Source organism: Acinetobacter sp. BSP-28, from assembly GCF_044130285.1.
Taxonomy (GTDB): Bacteria; Pseudomonadota; Gammaproteobacteria; order Pseudomonadales; family Moraxellaceae; genus Acinetobacter.
This window is the reverse complement of the sequence record NZ_JBIQOB010000031.1, coordinates 1-19,822: the sequence shown is the minus strand read 5'-3', so window position 1 is coordinate 19,822 and position 19,822 is coordinate 1. Positions and strand designations below refer to the sequence as shown.

Here is a 19,822-nt window from a genome sequence, read left to right as displayed (position 1 = left end):
CAATTTTTAGGCATAAAAAAAGCACCCGGTTGGGTGCTATGTTGAAAATTCTGTTTATCGATCTACAAACCAATTTGAATCAAAACCGGTTCGATAAAGCTTTGTAACTGGTTCACGCTCATTGCCGCGCAGATCTGTCACAGTACATGAGTTATCAAGCTCTAAAGCTTTTCGTACTGCTTCACGAATAGTTCGCAATTGCAGTGGCTCTAAAGTGTAAATATCAATTTGAATCGTTATGTGATCAGTATTGGCTGGACAATCTAAATGATTCTGAGGAACCCCGGAAATATCCTGCCAAACTAAATACGGCTTCTGCGGTGCATCTGGTGCCAGGCCAAACTCATAAGCTCGCAACTTATTGCCAGTTTGCAGAAAGGCCTTAACCTCATCACTGGCATTGAGCAATTCAAAAATAGGTGCTGTCATGAGATTTTTCCTTTCGCAATTGCCGTCTCTATGGATTTCATAAACGTCTTGGCGAATTCATCAGTGACCTTCTGAATATTTTGTTCAAGTGCTGGGCGCATGAATGGAACGGCCGGCATCTTACTGGTCCCGAATTCGATATAACGCCAGTAAACCGTTTCTCCACCTGGTAAAGCGGCGAGTTTTGCACGGTCTGTTTTGGCATTTACCGCAGCACCACCCTGAATACCAACGCGCATGACCACGGTGCCATAGTCACGGCTTTTACCTGCACGAATCACAATATTCTTTTCAATATCTTCTCGTGTTTCTGGATCATCAATATAGGCTGCGCCAATCTTTGCTGAAAGCTGAACAATCTTCATGGCCTTGCGTGCTGCTGCCAATCCTCTTGATCGAACTTTCTTAACGTCTTTTAGCTCAGCAATTTTCTTATTAAAAGCATCCAGCCCTTCAATATTTAGTTCGACTGCCATGATGATTCACCTTCAGCAAGGTTTAGAGTAAGCCATTCCAAACCACTTTCATTATCTGGAATCGGATCACCATCAATTTTCCAATACTTGCCACGGAACAATACGCGCATCGTTGAATTAATATGACTTGCTGTTGAGCTGTATCGAATGCGGCACCGCGCTGTCATTGTTGAATTAATGGCTTGAGCTTGAAGCTGATCTTTTGTAGACAAAGCCTCAAGTTTTCCCCAAACTTTGGTGAATTCAGTCCAGATGATAGGTACATGACCTGTGACCTGATCTTGCTCACCTTCAATTTCATGTTGAATGGTGATGCGATGGGGTAATTTGCCTGATTGCATAAATCACCTATCGTTTTCGTGGTGGTGTTTTTAGCTCACCCGTTTTTTTCATGTTATGGCAAGGTTGATAACCTCCACCTAAGCGAACATTCTTACAAGCTCAACACTGGCATCCAATTAACTTTTTCAACCATTTCATAAATCACCTATATGGCCGTTGGTGTGCGATACGGATAAAGCAAAGCACGTACTGCTGGCGGCAAATAATTATCAATAATTGATGATTCCTTGCTTGGCTCACGCTCACGATCAAACATGCCAACCATCAGCAAAACAGCGTGCTTTATATCATCTGGATAAACATTGTTTTCAAACGTATCCGTCACATAATTTAAAACCGCATTTTCAGCGGCTTTAATATACATTTCTAACATTGGATCATTATCTTCAGTGTCATATCGCAGATGTTCACGCACTTGATCAACAGTGACTATGCTCATGATTCACCCCATTTCTTTTGAGCCAATTTGAAGTTCTCATGATTAAATTCACCTGAATGATCTTTTTCACAGTGCCATAGACTGCCTTTATGAGTCACAAAACAGCCTTTTTCATAGCTATTTTCTGACTTAAAAATACCTTGGTACTGTGCCTTTGGCTCTGCTTTTGGTATTTCAGCCTTGCCGAATGGATCTTCTTTTTGATCACGCTTCGATAGTGCTTCCAGAGAATAGTTCTGTTGCTGCATATAAACCGTGTCACCACCAACAATAGGCGCTAAATTAAAGGCTTGCCGTGCTTCATTTGGTGTAAATATTGCAGATTTAACACCACGCTCTTGAATATTCATCTGCGTTTCTTTATCCATGCGGATAAGTGAATCAACATCAAGGAATACTTCAAGGCCTCGATCTTTTAAGTCAAATGCATCATCGAGTAGGTTTTCAATGGCTTCAACAGGGCTTTGCAAACAGTCAGAAAAGTAAATTTCATTCAGATCACCAACCTTTTGACCTGCTGGAATCGTTCCATATCCAACTTTGAATGCTGGTACATGCAACACCGAACAAATAATTTCATTCGACATTTTGAGCTGCTCAATGGTTTGGGTATCCGATGCAGACATTGAAATAGGCTGATATTTTAAATCATCACCAAGTACCGCAGTTTTACCAATATTTTGACCTGAATAATTGGCATTCCATGATTCACCAGCCTGCGCCGCTTTCTCTTTTGAGATAGGACCAGGTGCAACCAAAATCCCACTTGGTCGACTCAAGTTTCCAAAAATGGTTTTAGAGTTCTTGAGGATATTTAATCCAAGCCCAGAAGCCAAACCATAAGCTGTTACAGCAGGAATACCAACAAGCGGATGGAATAAGCAGTTTTCACGGTCATGAATGATTTCAGATGCAGGAACGATCACTGATTCAGTACTGTTCAAAGTATCCATACCGAGCTGGTAGAACACTTGACCGTCATCACTTACCAAAGGCTTGATTTGGTCGGGATTTAAAAGCACGATTCGAATTACATGGCCGAATACGTCACGAACTTTGAACGCATAGGCATTACCACGTAATTTACGACACACCATCCAAAACTCTAAAAACTGTTGCCAATTTTGGTAATGATTTGGCTTTTTGAGAACTCTTAATTCTTCTGGAATTGGAGCATCAACAAGAATTTTACCCTGTTTTTGCTTCAGCATTACGCCCATTTTCCCAATGTCTTGAGCAATTAAACTCACACATGAAAAAACTGCAGGATGTGCTGCTAAATCTTCTTTTGAATACTGAACATCATTCTGAAAGTTTGCGTGAAACCCAACACCAAACAAAGAAGTCCATCCGCCGCCTGAATTGACAGACGATAGCGATTTTTTACGAAATAGTCTGTCAAAAAATCCCATGCGCTATTCCTGCTCTTCTGTTTTAAGTTTTGCTTTAGTCGCAGTTTTCTTTACTGGTTCCTTAAATTCTTCTGCCACACCTGTTTTAATCAGGATATTTGCTTCAAAATCTGTCACATCAAGCACATCACCAACATTGGCGTTATGCATAACCTTTAAATACTTAATCTTCATAGACTGTTCCTATAGCTAAACAATTTAAGTTGCTTAGATATAAAAACAGCCCCGGTTAAGGAGCTGTTTAGAGCTTAAATACTATTCATTTAAGCGTAAGTTAAAACCGATGCTGCAATCGGACGGCGTTTTGCCCAGGTGATAAACTTCTCTACACGTACAGCAAATTTATTTTCTTGCCATAAGTTGTGAGTAGTCGCACCATCAACAAGCGTTGCTTGATCCGAGTAAGACACGTCCACACCACCATCTTGAGCAAGTAAAATTTCAGAAGTTTTAACAAGAATAATCTTGCTACCTACTGTTTCCGATGTGATTACAGGAATGCCCATTAACGTGCGTTCACCACGTAATGACATACCGTTAAAGTATGTGTTACCAAGTGCATCACGCAATAAGCTAATTTGTGCAGCACGAGTTTCAGACATGAGAATGTATGAACCATCAAGGCTTAAATTTGCTGTAACAAATGATTGAATGAGTTTCAGCAAGTCTGCTTCATAAGCCGCCGCAGTTACCCCCGTGCTTGCAATCCCCACAACACCATTTAGAACACCTGCTGGGCGAGTAGTTGAAGCAGCAGCGGCATCCAGGAATGTTGCATCAATTAAAGTTTTTGAAGCTTCAATCAGGTCATCACGCACTAGTACATCAACCGCTGGATCAGAACGGCGCATTAATTCCTGCGTATAAACAGTGATTGCGGCAAGCTTATGCTCTTTGATTTCAACTTCACCATAAGTGCCGTTAGTTACGGGTTTTGCAGCACCTTCACCAACCCATGAAGCTGAACCACTTGTTAATTGGCTTGGAATTTTCGAGTTAAACGGTACAGCACGGAAACCTTGCAACTTATCAAAAACAGTTGCTGCGCGAAGCATTTCCACAAATTCACCTACGAGGCGGTTTTCATGGACCAGTGAAGCAGCAAAGCCTGAATCAGTTGTTGTACCTAATGTTGCTTTTGTTACTAGGTCTTGGACTTCATCACCAAACCCACGTTCTTTCGCAACATCAAGTGCGGACTTGTAATTACCTTCTTTGGCCGCCAACTGCGATAAGATTTTTGCACGAGCAAACTGAGCAAAACCAATACCCTTAGCTAAAGGTACAATTTCAATTTTAGGCGCAGGATTGGCAGGGTTTGGATCACCCTCTGCAGTTGCTTTAGCTTGCGCACCATTTTGACCAGCAACAGGATTTAAACCATTTGCTTTTGCTTTTTCGGTTTCTTCAATTTGCTTTTTAACACGAGCAATGTTCTTTTCAATTGCTTCAATTTCTTTTTCAACAGCCTGGATAGCTGCTTCAGTTTCTTCATCTGGTGTTTGACCTGAATCCAAAGATTTGGTCATATGACCTTGAAGTTCTAAATTCTTAGCAGCCAGTGCTTCAAGCAGTTGTTTTAAGTATTTGTTCATACGAGTTTCACTCCACCCTTTGTTGGGCTATTAAGTTTTACGACAACGTGTTTTTGTTCAGATGAATCGCCATCTGGAACGTCTTGAGGTTTTTCGCCCAACGCGGCTTTGTGCTCCTCAAATGCTTTTTTGAAATCTGTACCACTATCGCGGTTGCATGGGATAGTTACCAAACTAAGCTCGTACCATTCCCACTTATTGAATCGAATACCTCCGTTTTGTAGGTATTCAGCTTCTCCCCAATCAGGGATAAATCCGACTGAAAGCCCTTTAACAAGGTCATATTTCAGTGATTGATAAGCTTCATCGACTCGCTCTTTAAGCTTTCCTTCTTCCTTGATTTCAGGAATCTGGATTTCGACTTCAATGCCTTGTTCAGTCACTTTTGCGCTTAGGACCTGACCGACTGGTTTCTTCATTTCATGATGAAAAAGCAGCGGCATTGGAAGTTGGTATTCAGCACCATCAGGAACCATGATGTCTTTTGCACGATCCTGATTTGGCGTGCTTGCAACCCCTGTAAATGTTCGTTTTTCTTCGTTAATAGCCTTAATTTCAAAAGAGCCAAACGATTTCTGTAGAGCAGACATAAAGCTCTCCTAAAAGAAAAAACCCACGCAAAGTGGGCTGTTAAATAAATAAGTTTTAAACAAAATGTACTTCGTATTTATCAGGCTCACCCGCTACAGCCATAATTCGATTAATCCCCATCAACAAACAAACTGCACCATCAATTTTGAAAGCATTCTGTTTGCGTGGATAATCGTTATTGTTTGCATCTGGTTTGCTGATCACGTTGCCAACCATCCAGGATAAAATCGGGTTTCCATCATGGTGAAAACGACCGGCAGCAATTGCCGCTACCAGCTCTTTCATTGGCGGGCTAAAGTTCTTGGTGTTTTTGGCAATCTCAACAACTTCAAGGCCATTGTCGCCAAGTGTTTTAGCAATCTGGCGACCACCCCAGTTATCAAATGGCACTTCACGCAAATTCACTCTTTTTGAATCTGCAATTAAATCCGAAGCCACCAAATCAAGATCCGTTTCAGCGCCATCATGAACCTCAAGCAACCCTTGATTCATCCACTTCTGGTATCGATCAATTACTACCTTTTCCTCACCGTCATATACGGTTTCAGAAGGAAGATAGAATTGTGGGCGTACACAGTAGTAATGGATTTTGCCGTCAATTATTCTGTAGAACAGATTAATCCGGGCGCAGATATCGATCTTGGATGCCAGATCCAGTGGCATAAAGCATTCATCATCTGCAAAGTCTTCCAGCTGCAGCGATTTATCAGCACACTTATGCCACTTCTCCATATTGAAATAAGCAGATCGGGCAGATACCCATACATTCAAATGCTTTGTTTTAAATGTGTTCTGGCGTGCTGGATTGTTTACGGCTTTACGTTGCTGTGACTCCAGGTAGTCGCCATATACTGAAACATCAAAGTTGGGATTCGCTTTCTGTAAAACCTTTGGATCAGTCCAATCATCACCTTCATCAATGGTCCAGATAAAGCCAAACAGCTCATCATCCGGTACAGTACCAAGCAGCATATCCTGGACACGTAATCGCATGTCATGGCATGGACCATCAATATTGAATCCAGCTGTAGTAATCACAAACATGAGCGGCTGACGGCGTGCCCCCATACCCGTTTGCATCGTGTCATACAACGCATTGGTCTGGTGTTCGTGGTATTCATCGACAATCGCACAATGTGGAGACTGGCCATCTGGTGGATCACCCACAATAGTCTCAAAGATTGAACCATCGTCCGGGATTTCCAAACTACCGGCATTAATAAGAATGCCAGCAGCTTCGATAAACTCAGGTGAACGTACTGCCATGAGTCGAGCAGGCTTAAATACTTCCCATGCCTGCTTCTCTGTTGTTGCACCGGCATAAACCTCTGAACCGAACTCACCATCATTGGCGAACATATTCAGGGCCACACCTGCAGCAATTGCCGACTTTCCGTTTTTACGCGGAATCTCCCAATATGATTCACGGAACCGGCGGAAGCCATCTTTTTTACGGACCCAACCAAACGTGCAGGCAATACCAAATTTCTGCCAAGGCTCAAGCGTAATTTTGAGTCGCTTTAGAGCCCATTCACCTTTTGTATGCGGCAATAATTCAATGAATGCGATCTTCTTTTCTGCTAATTTCGCATCAAATTTGTATGGAAAATCTTTATTTTTACTGTTTTTTAGGTCGTTTAAATGGCGCTCACAAGCCAATTTGACCCATTTACATGCAGGAATTTTGTCTGTTATGACCTGCTTCGCCCACTTATTCGCAATGTCTACGTTTGGGAAAGCTGTCATATCTACCCCACATTACATATTCAGCACCTCAGAAAATGGATTGTTTTTGGGCTTGCCATTATTGCCCATCAAACGAGCCCGTGAAGCTGGATCAAGTCCTAACATTGCCCCAAATGAAGCCAGTTGTTTTGATGCTTCGTTCACTACTGTGACGGCTGGATTTTTAATTCGTCCCATTGCTGTTTCTATGGTGACACCTTTCAAAGCTACTTCTAGCTGGGCTTCGCGAAGATTGTTGTAAGCAATGCAAAACATTTCCACGTTGTGCATATCAGTCAATTTCAGTGTTTTTCGTTCAAGTAACTTTGGAACTATCGATTTCCATATCATGGTGGCGTATTCCATTCTGTCCATGTATTCAGGAACATCGATATCGCAAATCCCATCAAAGTCATTGCTTGGATCTGGCTTCACCCTGGGCTTTCTGCCTGCGCCTGCTACCGCATTTTTCCCACCCATGTCAAGATCCTCAATTTTTAATTTCGCTCACGTAAAAATGTGACTAAGGGGGCGGTCATTTAGGGCAAGGCCCTGAACTTTTTGACTCCCCCCTCCCTCATAGTGGCTTGATATCTATATTGATTCGAGCTTGATACTGGTAATTGGTAGCGTCCTCATCGAGACACCATTCAATCCGCACGACTTCATAACGTTCTTCATTGAATACAACACGGTCACCAATTGATGGAACTTGAGTCAAGGTTCTATATGCAAATGCATTAGTCTGATCAACCAAATAGAAATTAATTGAGAACTTATCACTGATGGTTTGCATTATTTCTTCCCTTCGTTTGCTGTCTTCTCTCTATGGCACGGCGCGCACAATGATTGAAGATTATCTGGGTCGTCTGTTCCGCCGTGTGCTTTAGCCTTGATGTGATCGACATCTGTGGCTTCAGCTATTCGGCCTTTTGCTTTGCATGCAACACAAAGATATTGATCACGCCTCAAGATACGTTCACGCAGCTTACGCCATGCATGGCCATAGCCACGTTCAGTTGTGGAACCTGATCGATCTACACGACGAGTCCAGCCACTGCGCTTTGATGCATGCTCATCACAGTAGCCCTTCTGACTACGTGACTTAACCAAGTTGGGGCAACCCCATTCACGGCATGGTCGACTCATGAACAAACTCCACCGTTACTTTGCCACGCAATAATTGAGTGTATATCTCACCCTTGCGTCGACTCTTCCTGGTTAAACGACGATGCGGCACAAAACAAACTAAACCCTGTTCTTCATTCGCCCACATCACACAATCAATGCGATTGCCATTCACATATACACGTCGAAGACCTTTATCATCTTTTGCACTATGAAACATATCTAATCATCCAAATATCCAGAGCGTTTAGGCTCATCATCATCTTCAGTCAATTGAATCAACAGCTCATTGATCTGTGCGTTCTGCTCGTTGTTGATCTGAATCAGTTGATTGTTCTGTTCTACCAGCTTGACCAGTAAGCCGTTGCAAACACAGTTGCATGCGCCGCCTTGCTCGCTCTGTTTGTTGTTTAATCCACTCACGTCTTTCCTCACATGATTTGCATGTCATCTGGATCACCCACAGTCACTATGATTTCACTCAGCAAATGATCATTAGGCCGATCCACTGTAGATATATTCACAAATGCCAACTCAATATCTGTAATCGCCAAACCGGTTTCAGCCTCAAACAATCGTTTGCGACTAGTTATATCTCGATATAGGTCACGCTTAAATGCATCGAGTCTTGCCTGATCATCTGCATCCACGGCGCTCACCCTGTTTAAGTGATTCTTCAATGTTATTGATTAATCTGTTCTGTTTTTTAATGAGCGCTGTAATTGTATTTAGCTCATCGAAGTTTAGGTCTTGCGGATGAACCTGCTGCAATGCCGTAACATTGGCTTTATACCGGTTAAGGTTTCGCTGTGCTTCGATCACATCCATAAGACACCCCAATAAGAAAAGAAAAACCCCTCAACAGCTGTAACTGTGAGAGGTTTTATGTGCCGTAATAAGTTCGGCAAAGTGGAAACTCTTTATTCCGTTGCTGGGCGTTTCCCTGCTTCTAACACAGGGATATTTGCTTCAGTTGGCACATACACGATCTGACTTATGTTACCTTCACGCAATGCCTCACCAAATGCACCAATGAATTCCTGCTGGCGATATTCTGGATACTCTTGAGCAGCTTTACCCATAACCTTGATTGCCTCAGCACGTAGCTTCGCACTCTCAAGCTCTGCTTTTGCAGTTTCAATAGCAATTTGCTTAGACTGCTGCGCTTTAGATAACTGAGCCTGACCAGCCATACCTTGTTGCCAAACTTTGTATTGCGGCCATGCAAATAAGAAGAATAAGAAGATCACAATTACGAATGCAGCAATCATACCGATCAGCACATTATCTGCATTACCTTTCTGAAACTTATTCATTTTCCACACTCACTTTTTTGATAATAAAAAAGCCCGACCAACTTAATGACCAGGCTTATGTTTTTGATTTAGTATTACTTAATTATTCAGGCTTTGTTTTGCCGCATTTGCGACATTCAACTTCTGCAAATATGTCAGACTCATAATCGAATGCATGAAAGCAGAATAACTTGCGTAGAAATCGAAGCATTACTTTTCTCCATGCAAAAAAAAGCCCACTCCAGTAGTAGTTGGATATGGGCCTATAAACTAATGACCTTGAGAGTGATGAGGTCATTCAGAAACTATAGCTGTTTCTGGATGGCTATTTTGTGCACTATTCAAATAACATTCAGTGGCAGAATATACCAAAATCAAAAATAATGTTAATTAAATCAAATTATTAACTCATCTTAATTTATACCTTATTGAGCATTAAAAAGCCAAATAAATAAACAATTTTCTCACCATATGAAATGTGGGTGGCGGCATTCAACTTACACTTTTGGGTAATAGGAGAAGCACAAAAAAGGCACCTGGAAGGTGCCTTTTTAATTTAATGAATAATTCTATTTAACACATTTTTGTAGTAAAAAAACTTTTCTGTTCAATAAAGTCTGATTTAAAAATTTTTTCAGCAGTCGCCTCAAACTCAGGTCTAATATCTTTGAAAGTAATTCTACCTTTCTTAAACAAATCTTTAATAAACATACATACAGAAACAATAGAACCAAATGCTAATAAGAAAAATGATGATTCAATCATATAGCTTATGCCAATCATTGAAGATTCATTTCTAACTTTTGAAATAAATTCTTTTAAATTAGCATCTTTAGTAAAGAATTTTTCATCAATTTCCTTATCCAATGCAATTCTAAGAGCTTCGTTCTTCTCTACTTCAATAGTCCAAGCTATATATGCACTTAAGGATACATGATCAAGGGTGCTTTCGGTATCTGAGACAACCTCAAGCAATTTTTGTTTCATTATCTTATTGTGCGCAAGTTTTGGATTTGACGAAAAAAATTGATTAATTTCTTTTTTCAAAATCTGTAATTCAACTTGTTTTCGAGATTTAACTGCTGGTTTGAAGCAGAAAAACCAAATCGCCATAATTACAAGTGCGTTTATCGAAAAAATTACCAAATTTTCCATACCAATACCCCTACAAAAGAGAATTCTGTACAATTTATATTAAATCACATTAGGTTATATTTTAGTTGTTACATTTGTGACTCTTTTTTTCTAGTATTACGTTCATACAATCCATAGCTAATACCTAATATACCTACAAGATAGCTAGTTATTTCAGCTAAATTTAGTTTTTCAAAAACAACCGCTAAAGATGCTAAGGCTTCCGGATTTGATTTTGCTATAGCCTCCAAGCTGTTCATTAAAATACTAAACAACCATACAATACCACCCATTACAACAAGTGTTTGTATGATTTTAAAGATCCATTCAGTCTTTTTCGCTTTTGAAACAGCTTCAATTTTCTTTAATTCATACTCATACTTATTCATCTGAAGTGTTGCTTTAACAAAATTAACACATTAGACAACAATACTATCATTAAATCAATAATATAAGTGATTAATAAAAGACATCAAGAATAAAAAAACAAAATTAAGTTCCATTTATCATCATTAGTGAACAATAAAAACGACCTTCCGATGAGCTCTTAAATTTAATTCTTTGGCTTTCGTATATACACTTCAACCTGATCCGTGGCATCGCACAACTTCATATCTTTGGATATCCAAAATCTGTACTCATCGTCACCAATAATATATCTCTGCTTATAGTATTCCGAGGTCTTATTTTCTTCGACTTCCTTTGCATTAAAGAATCGTTTGTCTAACTCAACCACTTGACCTGCTAAGTCGCCACCAATACATACGTTCAATTAAATTGCCTGGTAATTTATGACTGAAACAGAGTACCACTAAATGCAAAAAAGCCCATCGAATGATGAGCCACTTTTCTAAAATAAAGCCCACATTATAGTGGGCTTTGATCATCTACCTCGCTATAGCGGGTGATGTCTTTAACGGAGATCAATCCATTAGTCTTTGTATAGCTACTCTGACTGTTCGATAAATATGCCACGGCAATGAGTAACTAACAAGACAAAATATTACATTTTTCAAATATTTCAGATATTAAAAAACCCGCAACTAAGCAGGTTTTTTGTACAAGTTTGAGTAGCTTGCTTGTACTAAATATATGGAGATCAATCCAAAATGGTCAACTGTATGTAACTACGCCGACCTTAACACAAATATGCCATGTTGCTGCGCGCAATGCAATATAGTTTTACTCAATTATCATTTGACTCTGTAAAATTTTATCCAACTCTATATCTGTTTTTGCACCAAGCTCTTTACGCAATAAATGGACTATTGGACCACTATTAACACTTAATTCATTTATAAGGTCTTTTAGCAAAGGACTTATTGTTTTTGATTTTTCTTTTATGTTTGCTGCAATTTCATTCATCGATTTTATATAACCACCACCTTCCTCTATCTTTTCATCAAAATATCTCTGAATACGAGGAATCTTTTCAATGCCCTCTCCACTAATTTTAATTTTCTCCATCTCCATAGCAGCATCATCAAAAAGATCCATTGCTCTGCGATGTCGCTCATATAATGAGTCTACTTCAGCTTTCTCTTTTATAAGAGGATTGATCTGCTCTTGAATTAAAATAAATTTTGAAATAAATATTTCGAAGAATTTTAATATCTCCCGCTTGGTACTTGTTTCACAAATAAAAGCTGTTTTATCTATAGATTTACTAAATGCCATGACTAATTTTTTTTGATTTACCCAGTTTTTATCAAGATCAGATAAAAGCAATTGAAATCCCATAATCATATCGGAATAGTTTTCTACCAGCTCTAAATAAACGAATTTCCTAGTCTCTGCCAACCTTGCCACCCTTTGTAAATGAAGTGAGGTTAGCCATGATGCAAATACACCAATACCAAGAGCTGCACCACCTATAACCGCTCCCCAAATTGTTCCAAATTTTTGTATTTCAGCTGCCTGAATGGTGGCTTGCGCTGTCAGCATTTCTTCGATCATTGATATAAAAATCCCCTATATTTAAGGGGATAATATCTCACACATTTCCGCAAATTGCTTCAAGCCGACTATCCAACCAGGTCTCAGCAGCTAATAAATACTTATCAATATTACGGCGATCCACCTTTGTGTTACTCGCCAACACAGCGATCGGATACCCCTTCAAATAATGAAACTCAATCCACTGATACAGGTCAGGCCGTGAAAACCTTAACTGAGTCACTAGGTGATCAATAGCCACCAAAGCATCATCATCAAGCACCACCTGAACACCAGATGACTTCACCCCTTCTTTTAAACGCATCAAGCCATATGTAGGCGAGGTATAAGTCAATTCACTTGGATTATAAGAAGCATGACGCGCCCATTTACCCCACTGAGCCAATTCATTTTGCATCATTCGAACTGTTGGTTTTACTTCTACAATTGCGCTCATTTATATTCTTTCCTTAAACCTTCCAAAATCTTTTAAAAACCAACATAGCCGCATCACGTGCATGCTCATTCGTGCGACCGGTCCAGCCGGTCATACGTTTAAAATCATCCGCTTTCATTTTTGTTGCGTTGGCAGCTGGGTGGATCATCTTGAAGTGAATGCCCTGCTCTGTGCACCAGTCTTCCCAGATCTGAGCATCACGCTTAACCGATCCAACGCCTTCTCGTACTCCTGCACCGCTTTTTGCTTGACGAGCATCCATGCTGCCAAACCAGGTGCGTTTTCGTGCATCTTCGATATAGAGAAAAATATTGTCCTTACCATCTGAATTAATGCGGTCCCGTATTTGTTCCATGGCTTGGGTAATAGAGAGCGATTCCACTTGCTCAAGCTCTCCGCCGTTGCCACGATCAATAGCAACGGCGAAGCCTGTATGAACACCAGTATCGATACCGATGAGGATTTTCAAATCACAAACTCCTTGTCACCTTTGCACCAGCACACATAGCCGACCTGAACAGTTAAATTGCGGTACCCAATCCCCTGATCAAAATCAAATAACCGGTCGCCGTGGATATACTTCAATTGCAGGTAAAAAGGTTGGCTCATCAAGAAGGCTTCATACCCTGCACGCTTATCACTCTGCTCAATGACAGTTGCATCGGACATAGCACACATGAACGGCGTTCCATTATCCAATCGACCAAACACGCGACCATCTTCAACACGATCCACTACACCTTCACCAGCGAAGTGGTTACCAGAGAATTCAGTACGGGATTCAGAAACAAAATCGACTTTTACGCGGTCATTTTTGTTCATGCGGCACCACCAAATAAATCTAGAGTCCACTCATCACGAACCGGTTTTGCTTTTGCCTTCTCTTTTGGTTTGTTTTGCTCTACCACTGGTTCCATTGGTGGTGCATATTCAAGCTCTAGTGACTCAGGCTCCGGGAATGCGTTATTAAACTCCTCTTGAGTTGGCACCCAATCAACTAGTTGCCAGAATTGACAACCATGTCTTAATCCTGTGCAAACACGGTCTGCCTCAGCATAGAGATACCAAAAGCTAATATGAGGTGCCTTTTGAGCTGGGTTGAATTGCTTGCAGCGATCCGCTTTCTGCGTTTTGAATGCTTCAACAAAATAAATCTCAAGCTTCTGATCAGCAGCGATTTCAATTTCGTTCTCGCCAATCAAACCAAGCCAAATCTTGAAGTCGATATTTTCTTGTTTATTAAGCCCAGCAAACATGTGGTCAGTAAGCGGTTTTGGATAAGTCGTAATGCCGCTTGAATCCTTATATTCAGAAAGTACACTCACACCCCACCCCCTACGCTTTGCTCAATCAACTGTTTAGCAAGATCAAAAACTTTTTTAGCGGTGCTGAGGTCGGGTGTGAACTCATATACAAGCTTAACTGGACACTCATCATCATCAGTTTCAACAAAATCACACTTTGATAGATGGTTTTCTAAGTACATCTGGAGCTGTTCAAACGCCGGCTCATAATCCCATTCAACATCGTAGCCACCACATTGCCACCAGGAACACCAAATTCCATCCTCAATACTGAAGCTTCCTTCGGTGTAAAACCGTGGATCTAACTGCATAAGTAGATTCATAGCTGTGTGGTTATTCTTTTTAATCTGACGTTTCTTCACACCCCACCCCCTAAACGCTTAAATCCCTTACCAATCTTTGCCACCAATTCAGGCGGGCAAGGCACACCAGAGCGATTACGCTCATCAAATCCAATTGTTTTTGCAGCTTTTGGCTTTACCCACATTTCTTGAACCCGGCCCGCTTCTTTGGCACGGCGCAGGTAATCTTGATAGATATCCTTGAATGCGAAATGAGCTGCTTTTTGTCCTTCCACGTTCAATACGTGGCGAACTTCTTCCAGGGTAACTTTTGCCAATTTAGTAATCGGAGTTGATGGATCTGACTCAAACTGCATTGCTTTTGCCCAAGCCATGTCAGCAGTCCACCAGTCACCGCCTTGTTCACACCATGAACGGAAAGTAGGAAGGTTCTTAGGACACCACTCTTCAGAGTTCATGCGAGTAATTCCACGAGCAATGTCAGCTGGAGTTAGACCATTCAATACCGTGCATGCCAACTGGCGAAGTTCATCATCTGCATATCCAGCGTATTTTTTGTCGAATTCAGCGCCGTACAATTCACTCATGCGATCCAGAACCATGTCAGCTACTTCAACAGGGAAATTCACTGCAAAGGCATTTTTGAATAATTCGATATTGCTCATTGAGTTTGACCTCCCACTGTGCGTATTCCACTTTGATTTGCCACCTGGTTGCCAAAACGACGGCGTTGCGTCTGCAGTTGATCTTGATTTACCGCAGGTTGTGTCTTAGGAAGAAATACACCCTGGTAATTACACATGATTGAGTTTTCCAGGGACTGATTTGCCAATTCACCAAAACTAATCAATTTGTTAATCATCAAACCAACTGCTTTTTCAGTAAGCGGTTTTTTAATGCTGTTACGCATATCAACAAAACCAATCCAAAGTTCACGATTTACATTCGCTGGCAACTCAACTGATTTCGCATCAAAAGCAGCCGGTTTTTCAGAAGAGGGTTTTTTAGATTTCTCCTTACTAATATTTGTTTTTGTATTAGTTGTTTTATAGTTGTTATTGTGGGTCGGATTTTCCGACTGCGTGTTGTCGGTTTTTCCGACTCCCCCAGTCGTTTTATCCGCATGCGTTTTTTCCGCAGTCGGTTTTTCCGACTCCCCATCAGTAACACTTTCAGGTAGCTCATTTAAGGTGTAAAAAGCAGGTTGGTTTTGATATTCAATACGCTTAATCAAGCCAAGCTCGACCAACTTGTCAGCACCACTTAAAACAGCATCTTTCCCATACCCGGTGAACTCAATAAACTGAGAAAGACTGATTGAGTCAGACTCTTTTTGCCATCCACGTGTTTTACGCACAATGAAGATATACATGGCAAGTGAAGAGCCTTTAAGTTTTGCCAGCATCCCTGAATCAACGAGAGCGTTTGGCATTTGGAAAGAATTTGGTATCCATTGACTCATGCTGCTACTCCTTTCTCTAACCACTTCGCAATGCGAGCAATTAACTTTGGAGTGAGTTTTACCTGGGTAAATACTTTTTCACCTGACTCAAATAGTCGCGGTGCAGAGGTCACAACATGAATAAGCTTTTGATCAACTGATTTTTGATAAGCCTGAATTTTTCCATGTTGGTCTCGGTAAACAACCTTGTGGTCAATGAGGTATTGAACCAACTGGTTTTGACCAACCTTGAGGACTTTTGCAGATTCGCGAATACCTAAGACGTTGGTGCAGTCGGCAATGCGATCCAAGCCTTTTGCTTTTGGCTCAAGCACTTGAACTTTTTGCTCAAGCTCAATTACTTTTTCGGTATAACCAAGCAGGGCTTGGCGTAAGAATGCAGGATCATCCAGATTAATAACTGGTTTTTTAAGCGCATCTTCCATTGCGGTCATGCGGTCAAAAACTTGAGCCTGTAATTCGTAGCTGTATGACATGGCCATAAGGCAGGCTTCGCGTTTTGGAAAACGAAAGCATGGGTAGGTTTGACCGTTCTGAGTGTGAACATAGGTGTCAGAAAATTTTCGGCTACCCTCATCACTCAAAACCTTTGGAACTTTTCGCATAAAGTCGCTATGGTTTAATTCCACATAAGGTTTATCAATTGTTGCAACTTCTTTGCGATGTACATTGATGTAGTCAACAAGGTCAAGCGATGACATTGTTACTTGGTTTGTATTGCTGTTTGGTTGTGCTAACATATTCATGTTCATTTCCGTCGCAGGTTTTGAGCAAAAAGGCTTGGCCGTTACAGCGGTTAAGCCTTTCCTGTTTGTAGATTGCATACTCTCCACTCCTGGTTAATTAATTAAATTCAAGAAGCTTTGAACAGCTCAGCTTTAAGTTTCCCTTGTGATTCGACTTCAAACATTGCTTGCGTTCTTAAAGGAATCCCTTGCGTTTCCCATTTCCAAATAGTTACTCGCGTTCTTTTAATCCGCTTTGATAAATCGATGTTGGAGTTAACTCCATAAAATTCCTTTAAATCAGATACATTCATTTAGTTTACTTTAATTGACCATTTTAGTTTATTTAAGTTAACACGTGACAATGAAAGTTTCAATATCCGATGTTAATATTAGTTAACGCTACGTGGTTCATCCATCTTAATGCGTTAACAAATTTATACGAGTAAACCTTTGTGGCGGGTTCAAGCCATAAAACTTAAATACAAGGACTCAATGAGCCTTGTAAAAAAAATAAATCGGAGATCAACTCATGGGCTTTTATTTCGCGGATCGCTTAGTCGACCTGATGAATAGCAGACATATATCTGGTGCAGATATATCGAGATTTTTAAAGGTCAGCAAAGCAGCTGTAACAAAATGGACAAAAGGAGAAAGCATACCCTCTTCAAAATATATACATGACTTAGCAAAATTATTAGATACGTCAGCTGAATATCTTTTATCTGGAAAAGAATCAATTCAAATATCGCAATCTTTAGAAAGTAAAGATTCTTCACATTCGAGAGTGCGATATGGCCCCATAATAAACCTTGTAGAAGTAGGAGAATCTCTACAAATGCATGTAGCAAAAAGTGGTAATAATAAAGAACTTAGCTTGCCTTCTGACTTAGAAGAAATTCCTTTGCCAAAAGGAATTGAGCAAGGATCAGGATTTTGGGTAAAAGAAGTTGGTAATGCCAACCAGCCAAAAATTCCAGCCTCATCACTTGTTGCTATTAATTTAAAACCAAAATCTTACGATCATGGAGATCTGGTTTTAGCAATAATAAATGGCAATGCTGTACTACGTGTTTTATATAAAGACACCTCTGGCGATTATTTAAGACCAATTAATAAAGAGGCTCCATTTACAAGCACTGTAGATTTTATTGAACCTGGCATATGTGAAGTGTACGGTCGAGCTGAAGCAGTAATGAATAACTCTTTAAATTTTGCGGATTAATCCACACAATTTAAAAATCATTTTTAATGTTTACATTTATTAACAAAAAAACCTCCTTAAAAAGGAGGTTTTTTTTCATCAAAATTAACTAAAGTAAACTAATTTTAACTAATCTATTGACTATATGGTTAACTATAATTAACATAAAACTCGTAAACACAAAAAAGCCCAGCAACTTTGGACGGAAACTGGGCCTCATGTAACCACTTGCAAGATTACGAGGCGATTATGACCTACCATCCATCACACAGTCAAACCCCTACGTTTGACACTAACAAAAGTCAAACGACTGCAATCCTTCACCAGGAACCAACGTACGAAGAAATGTACGGCAAGCCCGTGAACATTTTTGCAAACGTTTGTTCATTCCTTTTAATCCTAATCACAGTTCTGTCCTTGTCTTACATGTACCTGCGCAGCTCTGAACGTGAAGTGCAATATCAAACTGAACAGTCTTTGGCACGCCAGGCTGAATACAGCGAGGCTAAATAATCATGCCAAATCATGTAACCAATAAGGTTGAAATTACCTCAGGCAATGCACAAGAAGCCTTATCTTTCATGTGTAGCGATGCCCGTAAGTTTGATTTCAATAACGTTATCCCAATGCCAGAAAGTTTAAATATTGAGTCTGGCACCTTAACGGATGCAGCTTTAGCCTTTTACTTAACTCAAGGTTTAACCAAAGCTATTACCCGGGATCAAATTGAAAAATATTTTAATGACGGGTATTTCAGCAACAAATTCGACGATGCTGATCGCGCAATTAATAGCGCTAAAAGATGTGTGGATAAAGGTCTTTATAGCGCAGATCATCTGCTAGAAATAGGCAAAAAAGTTGTTCTAAACATAGAAACTTATAACTGCCAAACCTGGTATGAATGGTCGCATGAAAACTGGGGAACTAAATGGAATGCATATGACATTGAAGTAACCGATAAATCTGTTGAATTCGATACTGCATGGAAATCCCCAACTCCTGTTTTGGAAGCTTGGATTTCAAAGTTTAAGCTAAATTGCACAGTTAAGGCTTTTGATGAAGGTCACTGTTTTTGGTTCATCAAAACTTATGTGAATGGTGTATTGAGTGATTTCCGTGACTCATTAGATGAGGATCGCGACTCATTGTGTAAGGAACTTAAAAAATACGACCCTTCTAAAGATGAGGAGGATGAATAATGACAACTCTTTTCCCTGCTGAATTTTTTGATGCCAACAAAGGTACGGCGTATCAAAAAGCTCTAGCTCAATTTGAAAAGCCATTGCTTAAAGCAACCATGATCAAGTGTCATGGCAATCAAACCAAAGCTGCCGAAATTCTTGGCTTAAACCGCGGCACCCTGCGCAAAAAATTGGACATGTACGGCATGCTCAATAATCGAGGTGGCTGGTGATGGAAATTCAAATGAAGTATCTGGCAATTGAGCCAGAAGGCACAAAGCAAATTCACTTCCAACTTGCTGGACCATTTGAAACATGGCTTTTAAACGGCGGTTACCAGGCTAAGTTTATTAGACATGTCCCATGCGTACGCTACAGCATGCCAAATAAAGAAACACTGGAAATTGATGGCACTGGAAAGATGAACACTGCAGCACAGAAACGCTACGCGATTTTTCTTAAGCAGTATTTGAAAGTGGGTAAATCGTTAATTGAGTCTTTACGTGCTCAGGCACCAAGAATATTGAAGGTTGCAGCGTGATGATTGGAGCTCAAATCAAACCCGATTACTCGGAAGCTGTTGCAAAATTTGTAGCGAATGGTGGCCAGATTAAGCCGGCTGTAAATACCAATAAAGCTGAGTTTAATTACTGCAATGCAGATACTGTTTTGCAAAGTGCTGAGCG

Annotated in this window: 32 protein-coding genes; 4 read left to right on the top strand and 28 right to left on the bottom strand. The window is 40.3% G+C overall.

Annotation, left to right across the window (positions count from 1 at the left end; genetic code table 11):
• Positions 1–54: 54 nt before the first annotated feature.
• The 28 genes from ACE01R_RS16365 to ACE01R_RS16230 form a co-directional block, all read right to left on the bottom strand.
• The gene (locus ACE01R_RS16365) at positions 55–429 is read right to left on the bottom strand and encodes a DUF3168 domain-containing protein (protein WP_395552573.1); all 375 of its coding nucleotides are present in this window, start codon (positions 427–429) and stop codon (positions 55–57) included.
• Entirely contained in the window at positions 426–905 is a 480-nt protein-coding gene (locus tag ACE01R_RS16360) for an HK97-gp10 family putative phage morphogenesis protein (RefSeq protein ID WP_395552572.1), read from the bottom strand. The genes ACE01R_RS16365 and ACE01R_RS16360 overlap by 4 nt, the downstream gene beginning before the upstream one ends.
• Positions 890–1,246, bottom strand: coding sequence for a phage head closure protein (locus tag ACE01R_RS16355; protein ID WP_395552571.1), 357 nt, complete (start codon positions 1,244–1,246; stop codon positions 890–892). The genes ACE01R_RS16360 and ACE01R_RS16355 overlap by 16 nt, the downstream gene beginning before the upstream one ends.
• A 146-nt stretch (positions 1,247–1,392) precedes the next feature.
• Positions 1,393–1,686 carry a head-tail connector protein gene (locus ACE01R_RS16350; RefSeq protein WP_395552570.1) on the bottom strand — a complete coding sequence of 98 codons (294 nt, stop codon included), beginning with the start codon at positions 1,684–1,686 and terminating at the stop codon, positions 1,393–1,395.
• On the bottom strand, positions 1,683–3,098 hold the full coding sequence (locus ACE01R_RS16345) for a phage portal protein (RefSeq protein WP_395552569.1): 1,416 nt from the start codon (positions 3,096–3,098) through the stop codon (positions 1,683–1,685). The genes ACE01R_RS16350 and ACE01R_RS16345 overlap by 4 nt, the downstream gene beginning before the upstream one ends.
• A 3-nt stretch (positions 3,099–3,101) precedes the next feature.
• Positions 3,102–3,272, bottom strand: coding sequence for a hypothetical protein (locus ACE01R_RS16340; protein ID WP_395552568.1), 171 nt, complete (start codon positions 3,270–3,272; stop codon positions 3,102–3,104).
• A gap of 89 nt (positions 3,273–3,361) precedes the next feature.
• Positions 3,362–4,693 carry a phage major capsid protein gene (locus ACE01R_RS16335; RefSeq protein WP_395552567.1) on the bottom strand — a complete coding sequence of 444 codons (1,332 nt, stop codon included), beginning with the start codon at positions 4,691–4,693 and terminating at the stop codon, positions 3,362–3,364.
• On the bottom strand, positions 4,690–5,283 hold the full coding sequence (locus ACE01R_RS16330; protein ID WP_395552566.1) for an HK97 family phage prohead protease: 594 nt from the start codon (positions 5,281–5,283) through the stop codon (positions 4,690–4,692). Before ACE01R_RS16330 ends, ACE01R_RS16335 begins: the two co-directional genes overlap by 4 nt.
• 55 nt (positions 5,284–5,338) lie before the next feature.
• Positions 5,339–7,030 carry a terminase large subunit gene (locus ACE01R_RS16325; RefSeq protein WP_395552565.1) on the bottom strand — a complete coding sequence of 564 codons (1,692 nt, stop codon included), beginning with the start codon at positions 7,028–7,030 and terminating at the stop codon, positions 5,339–5,341.
• 12 nt (positions 7,031–7,042) lie between these two features.
• Positions 7,043–7,489 carry a phage terminase small subunit P27 family gene (locus tag ACE01R_RS16320; protein WP_395552564.1) on the bottom strand — a complete coding sequence of 149 codons (447 nt, stop codon included), beginning with the start codon at positions 7,487–7,489 and terminating at the stop codon, positions 7,043–7,045.
• 97 nt (positions 7,490–7,586) lie between these two features.
• Complete coding sequence (locus ACE01R_RS16315) at positions 7,587–7,805, bottom strand: hypothetical protein (protein WP_395552563.1); 219 nt, start codon at positions 7,803–7,805, stop codon at positions 7,587–7,589.
• Positions 7,805–8,158: an HNH endonuclease gene (locus tag ACE01R_RS16310; RefSeq protein WP_395552562.1), complete on the bottom strand. Its 354-nt coding sequence runs from the start codon at positions 8,156–8,158 to the stop codon at positions 7,805–7,807. Before ACE01R_RS16310 ends, ACE01R_RS16315 begins: the two co-directional genes overlap by 1 nt.
• Positions 8,159–8,359: 201 nt before the next feature.
• Positions 8,360–8,560: a hypothetical protein gene (locus ACE01R_RS16305; RefSeq protein ID WP_395552561.1), complete on the bottom strand. Its 201-nt coding sequence runs from the start codon at positions 8,558–8,560 to the stop codon at positions 8,360–8,362.
• An 8-nt stretch (positions 8,561–8,568) separates the two neighbouring features.
• Positions 8,569–8,796 carry a hypothetical protein gene (locus tag ACE01R_RS16300; protein ID WP_395552560.1) on the bottom strand — a complete coding sequence of 76 codons (228 nt, stop codon included), beginning with the start codon at positions 8,794–8,796 and terminating at the stop codon, positions 8,569–8,571.
• Entirely contained in the window at positions 8,774–8,965 is a 192-nt protein-coding gene (locus ACE01R_RS16295; RefSeq protein WP_395552559.1) for a hypothetical protein, read from the bottom strand. Before ACE01R_RS16295 ends, ACE01R_RS16300 begins: the two co-directional genes overlap by 23 nt.
• A gap of 92 nt (positions 8,966–9,057) precedes the next feature.
• Positions 9,058–9,453: a hypothetical protein gene (locus ACE01R_RS16290; RefSeq protein ID WP_395552558.1), complete on the bottom strand. Its 396-nt coding sequence runs from the start codon at positions 9,451–9,453 to the stop codon at positions 9,058–9,060.
• Positions 9,454–10,005: 552 nt separating this feature from the next.
• On the bottom strand, positions 10,006–10,587 hold the full coding sequence (locus tag ACE01R_RS16285; protein ID WP_395552557.1) for a hypothetical protein: 582 nt from the start codon (positions 10,585–10,587) through the stop codon (positions 10,006–10,008).
• Between the two features lie 68 nt (positions 10,588–10,655).
• The gene (locus ACE01R_RS16280; protein ID WP_395552556.1) at positions 10,656–10,955 is read right to left on the bottom strand and encodes a hypothetical protein; all 300 of its coding nucleotides are present in this window, start codon (positions 10,953–10,955) and stop codon (positions 10,656–10,658) included.
• 793 nt (positions 10,956–11,748) lie between these two features.
• Positions 11,749–12,522: a hypothetical protein gene (locus tag ACE01R_RS16275; protein ID WP_395552555.1), complete on the bottom strand. Its 774-nt coding sequence runs from the start codon at positions 12,520–12,522 to the stop codon at positions 11,749–11,751.
• A gap of 37 nt (positions 12,523–12,559) precedes the next feature.
• Entirely contained in the window at positions 12,560–12,958 is a 399-nt protein-coding gene (locus ACE01R_RS16270) for an antiterminator Q family protein (RefSeq protein ID WP_395552554.1), read from the bottom strand.
• A gap of 13 nt (positions 12,959–12,971) precedes the next feature.
• Positions 12,972–13,427 carry a hypothetical protein gene (locus ACE01R_RS16265; RefSeq protein WP_395552553.1) on the bottom strand — a complete coding sequence of 152 codons (456 nt, stop codon included), beginning with the start codon at positions 13,425–13,427 and terminating at the stop codon, positions 12,972–12,974.
• Positions 13,424–13,780, bottom strand: a complete 357-nt coding sequence (locus ACE01R_RS16260; protein ID WP_395552552.1) for a hypothetical protein — start codon at positions 13,778–13,780, stop codon at positions 13,424–13,426. The genes ACE01R_RS16265 and ACE01R_RS16260 overlap by 4 nt, the downstream gene beginning before the upstream one ends.
• Positions 13,777–14,283: a hypothetical protein gene (locus ACE01R_RS16255; protein WP_395552551.1), complete on the bottom strand. Its 507-nt coding sequence runs from the start codon at positions 14,281–14,283 to the stop codon at positions 13,777–13,779. Before ACE01R_RS16255 ends, ACE01R_RS16260 begins: the two co-directional genes overlap by 4 nt.
• Positions 14,280–14,624 carry a hypothetical protein gene (locus tag ACE01R_RS16250; protein ID WP_395552550.1) on the bottom strand — a complete coding sequence of 115 codons (345 nt, stop codon included), beginning with the start codon at positions 14,622–14,624 and terminating at the stop codon, positions 14,280–14,282. The genes ACE01R_RS16255 and ACE01R_RS16250 overlap by 4 nt, the downstream gene beginning before the upstream one ends.
• On the bottom strand, positions 14,621–15,229 hold the full coding sequence (locus ACE01R_RS16245) for a restriction endonuclease (protein WP_395552549.1): 609 nt from the start codon (positions 15,227–15,229) through the stop codon (positions 14,621–14,623). The genes ACE01R_RS16250 and ACE01R_RS16245 overlap by 4 nt, the downstream gene beginning before the upstream one ends.
• Positions 15,226–16,026: a replication protein gene (locus tag ACE01R_RS16240; RefSeq protein ID WP_395552548.1), complete on the bottom strand. Its 801-nt coding sequence runs from the start codon at positions 16,024–16,026 to the stop codon at positions 15,226–15,228. The genes ACE01R_RS16245 and ACE01R_RS16240 overlap by 4 nt, the downstream gene beginning before the upstream one ends.
• A complete protein-coding gene (locus tag ACE01R_RS16235; protein WP_395552547.1) occupies positions 16,023–16,850 on the bottom strand; it encodes a phage antirepressor KilAC domain-containing protein in 828 nt (275 codons plus the stop codon). Before ACE01R_RS16235 ends, ACE01R_RS16240 begins: the two co-directional genes overlap by 4 nt.
• A gap of 29 nt (positions 16,851–16,879) precedes the next feature.
• Entirely contained in the window at positions 16,880–17,065 is a 186-nt protein-coding gene (locus ACE01R_RS16230) for a hypothetical protein (protein WP_395552546.1), read from the bottom strand.
• A 218-nt stretch (positions 17,066–17,283) separates the two neighbouring features.
• Here ACE01R_RS16230 and ACE01R_RS16225 point away from each other — a divergent pair, with 218 nt between their 5' ends.
• The 4 genes from ACE01R_RS16225 to ACE01R_RS16210 all read left to right on the top strand — a co-directional run bounded on the left by ACE01R_RS16225 (position 17,284) and on the right by ACE01R_RS16210 (position 19,677).
• On the top strand, positions 17,284–17,976 hold the full coding sequence (locus ACE01R_RS16225) for a S24 family peptidase (RefSeq protein ID WP_395552545.1): 693 nt from the start codon (positions 17,284–17,286) through the stop codon (positions 17,974–17,976).
• A gap of 494 nt (positions 17,977–18,470) precedes the next feature.
• On the top strand, positions 18,471–19,154 hold the full coding sequence (locus ACE01R_RS16220) for a hypothetical protein (protein ID WP_395552544.1): 684 nt from the start codon (positions 18,471–18,473) through the stop codon (positions 19,152–19,154).
• The gene (locus tag ACE01R_RS16215) at positions 19,154–19,369 is read left to right on the top strand and encodes a helix-turn-helix domain-containing protein (RefSeq protein ID WP_395552543.1); all 216 of its coding nucleotides are present in this window, start codon (positions 19,154–19,156) and stop codon (positions 19,367–19,369) included. Before ACE01R_RS16220 ends, ACE01R_RS16215 begins: the two co-directional genes overlap by 1 nt.
• A gap of 11 nt (positions 19,370–19,380) precedes the next feature.
• Positions 19,381–19,677, top strand: coding sequence for a hypothetical protein (locus ACE01R_RS16210; RefSeq protein WP_395552542.1), 297 nt, complete (start codon positions 19,381–19,383; stop codon positions 19,675–19,677).
• Positions 19,678–19,822 lie beyond the last annotated feature (145 nt).